The 3487-nt window shown below is 60.4% G+C and carries 4 protein-coding genes and 1 pseudogene; 1 reads left to right on the forward strand and 4 read right to left on the reverse strand.

Annotation, left to right across the window (positions count from 1 at the left end; all coding sequences use genetic code 11):
* Window positions 1-46: 46 nt before the first annotated feature.
* From ACXRVY_RS20640 to ACXRVY_RS20650, 3 genes are all read right to left on the reverse strand, one after another.
* Window positions 47-442 (reverse strand): DUF1801 domain-containing protein, encoded by a 396-nt coding sequence (locus ACXRVY_RS20640; RefSeq protein ID WP_223463644.1) that lies wholly within the window; start codon window positions 440-442, stop codon window positions 47-49.
* Window positions 443-504: 62 nt separating this feature from the next.
* Complete coding sequence (locus ACXRVY_RS20645) at window positions 505-948, reverse strand: arsenate reductase ArsC (RefSeq protein ID WP_223463643.1); 444 nt, start codon at window positions 946-948, stop codon at window positions 505-507.
* Window positions 945-1901, reverse strand: coding sequence for a Ppx/GppA phosphatase family protein (locus ACXRVY_RS20650; protein ID WP_458238119.1), 957 nt, complete (start codon window positions 1899-1901; stop codon window positions 945-947). The genes ACXRVY_RS20645 and ACXRVY_RS20650 overlap by 4 nt, the downstream gene beginning before the upstream one ends.
* Window positions 1902-2078: 177 nt before the next feature.
* Here ACXRVY_RS20650 and ppk2 point away from each other — a divergent pair, with 177 nt between their 5' ends.
* Complete coding sequence (gene ppk2 / locus ACXRVY_RS20655; protein ID WP_223463641.1) at window positions 2079-2996, forward strand: polyphosphate kinase 2; 918 nt, start codon at window positions 2079-2081, stop codon at window positions 2994-2996.
* A 283-nt stretch (window positions 2997-3279) separates the two neighbouring features.
* On the opposite strand, the pseudogene ACXRVY_RS20660 reads toward ppk2, so the two are convergent.
* Window positions 3280-3487: pseudogene (locus ACXRVY_RS20660) on the reverse strand (hypothetical protein); the annotation flags it as partial.

Raw genomic sequence — 3487 nt, forward strand, 5'->3', positions numbered from 1 at the left:
CCCTCATCGCGAGCAGGCTCGCTCCCACAGGGTTCTGTGTACTGAGTTACTTTTTGGTTCGGGAGGTATTGAGCTCAATGGCTGCCTGAATCAACACCGTCAGCGCCGCTTCATCGATCCGCTCACCCTCGCGGATATCGATGGCACGCCGGGTATTGCCTTCCAGGCTTGCGTTGAACAATTTCGACGGATCATCCAGCGAAGCGCCCTTGGCGAAGGTCATCTTCACCACTTGCTTGTAGGTCTCGCCGGCGCAAATGATGCCGGCATGGGACCACACCGGCACGCCCCGCCACTTCCATTCTTCAATCACTTCGGGGTCGGCCTGGCGGATGATCTTGCGGACGTGGGCCAGGGTTTCGCCGCGCCAGTCGGCCAGTTCCCGGATTCGTTCGTCGATCAGCGTCGAGGCTTCGTTTGTTTCAACCTTTTCCGTTTTCATCACCGTTTCGACCCTCATCATGATGGTTGTGACCGATGAGGGTAGACGGTGTCCGAAGGTTTTCAGGAATCGCTGACTGACGGCGCCTGGGGCACGGGGCGGGTTTTCACGGTGACGAACATTTTGATGCGGTCGCCGATTTCCTGGAGGGTATGGCGGAACGGGTCGTGTCTTTCGCTGATGGTCGGGTCTTCGAAGCTCCAGACCATCACTTCACCGGTAAACGGCATGCGTGAGGCCTCTTCGGAGGACTTGTCGCACAGGGTGACGACGTAGTCGAACGCCTGGCCTTCGAAATCCTCGAGGGACTTGCTGCGCAAGCCGCTGGCATCGACACCGATGTGATCGAGGGATTCGAACGTGCGTGGATCGATCTCGCTGGCCTCGAGCCCGGCGCTGAAGGCCTGGAAGTCGTCAGGATCAATGTGACGCAACAGGGCTTCGGCCATGGGTGAACGGACATCGTTTCGGGCGCAGACAAACAGCACGCGACGGGGGTCGGTCATGGGTTTACCTCGGCTGGCGGACTKTAGTGTTTGTTCATCAATCCATGCAGCACGCCGAACCGCAGACCCGGCTCAGACGCAATCATATGCGTGATCCCGAACACCTTGAACGCCGCCAGCATCACCGCCAGGCCACCGGGCAAGATGCTCAGGCGATGGGTGGGCAAACCGGCCAACTTGAGGTGTTTCACATGTTTGACTTCCAGCAGGCGCAACGACAGGCGCAACAGGCCACCGTAGGTGATGCCGCTCTGGTGGTCATCATTCAAGCCATTGGCCTTGAGCACCTTGGCCAGCATCCGCGCCGTCCCGGAAGAACCGATCGCCTGCTGCCAGCCCATGGTGCGGTAACGGCGGGCAATGCGTTCGAATTGCACGGTGGCCGCGCGCTCGGCCTCCAGCAGCGCTTCGGCCACGATCCGCCCGCCATGGAAGTAACGCGCACCGAAGGTGCCGCTGCCGATGGCAATGCTCTCGGTGACCAGCAGCTGGTCGCCACGGCCGATGATCATCTCCGTGGAGCCACCGCCGATATCCACCACCAGCCGCATGGTTTGCGCCGGCAAGGTGTGGGCCACGCCKGCGTAGACCAGTTGCGCCTCTTCGTGACCGGAAATGACGTCGATGCGAAAGCCCAGGTGGCGTTCGGCACTGGCCAGGAACAGCGGCGCGTTGTCCGCTTCGCGTACCGCGCTGGTGGCCACCGCCCGCACGCGCCCGGCCTCGAAACCGCGCAGTTTCTTGCCGAATCGCGCCAGCGCCTGCCAGCCACGGTCCAGCGCCAACTCATCGAGCGCCCCGCCCTGCAGGCCTTCGGCCAGACGTACCGGTTCACGCAGGGTTTTCACTTCCTGGATGACCATCTGCTGGTTCCGTCTCACCGACTGGCCAATCATCAGGCGAAACGCATTGGAACCCAGGTCGATGGCGGCAAACAGCGGGGCGTCTTTCATAGGGGGTTCCTTGCACATTCATCTGCCGGCGGACTGGCGGCCGTCGGGTACTCAAGACGGATTGCGAGGATCTTGCCATGGCTTCGATGACACCCAGATGACACCGCCTGGCATCACCACTTCGTAACAAACTGTGACCAGGATCGGCCGTACCACCCATGACGCGAGTGTCTCACCATGCTTTCCAATCAGGACACCTTGATCCAGCGCATCCACCGCGAGCTGCTCGATATCAGTGACGAGGAGCTGGAACTGGAATTATTGGAAGACGGGCACAACCTGGACGCACTGTTCGATGAACACATCGAGGATGGCAGCGAGAAAGAAGCCCGACGTCGCTACTTCGCCGAACTGTTTCGCCTGCAAGGCGAACTGGTGAAACTGCAGAGTTGGGTGGTGAAAACCGGGCACAAGGTGGTGATCCTGTTCGAAGGCCGCGATGCCGCCGGCAAGGGTGGCGTGATCAAGCGCATCACCCAGCGCCTCAACCCTCGGGTCTGCCGGGTGGCCGCCCTGCCCGCGCCCAACGACCGCGAGCGCACGCAGTGGTATTTCCAGCGCTACGTATCGCACTTGCCCGCCGCCGGGGAAATCGTGCTGTTCGACCGCAGCTGGTACAACCGCGCCGGGGTCGAGAAGGTCATGGGGTTCTGCAATGACGACCAGTACGAAGAATTCTTCCGCACGGTGCCGGAATTCGAGCGCATGCTCGCCCGCTCCGGCATCCAGTTGATCAAGTACTGGTTCTCGATTTCCGACCAGGAACAGAACCTGCGCTTTCTCAGCCGCATTCACGATCCGCTCAAGCAGTGGAAGCTCAGCCCCATGGACCTGGAGTCGCGCCGTCGCTGGGAGGCCTATACCAAGGCCAAGGAAATCATGCTCGAGCGCACCCACATCGCCGAAGCGCCCTGGTGGGTGGTACAGGCCGACGACAAGAAGAAGGCCCGGCTCAACTGCATTCATCACCTGCTCAGCCAGATGCCTTATGAAGAAGTCGAGCTGCCGGTGATCGAATTGCCCCAACGCGAGCGCCAGAAAGACTATTCACGGGGGCCTGTACCGCAGGAAATCATCGTGCCGGAGATTTACTAAGGCTCAACACAAGACCTGTGGCGAGGGGGCTTGCCCCCGTTTGAGTGCGCAGCACTCACAAGATCTTCGATACATCGGAAATACTGGGGCTGCTTCGCAACCCAACGGGGGCAAGCCCCCTCGCCACAATTAGTCACTTGCAGCAAGATTAGCGATGTCCTGACGAGCGGCCATCAAGCCGTCATCGAATCGTCATGAGCCGGGCGCCATACTCAAGTCATTCAATGCGTGCTTTAACTTTCTGCTGCCAATTCTGGTGGCTTTTTTTTGCCTGAAATTCTGCTTACAGACACTCCTGCGCCGCACGCTCGAACGTCGACGGCACGAACGCCGACGCCAGCAACTTGCGTTCGTACAGGAACACCTTGCCGCCGTTCGAGGCCTTGTAGGTTTCAAGCACGTTGTCCGCCGCCACTTTGCTCGATACGACGATCCGGTAGCTGCGCTGGGTCTGCGACACCGTGGGCGCCAGCGCATCGTGCTGCAACTTC

Source organism: Pseudomonas sp. P5_A2_2, from assembly GCF_054177685.1.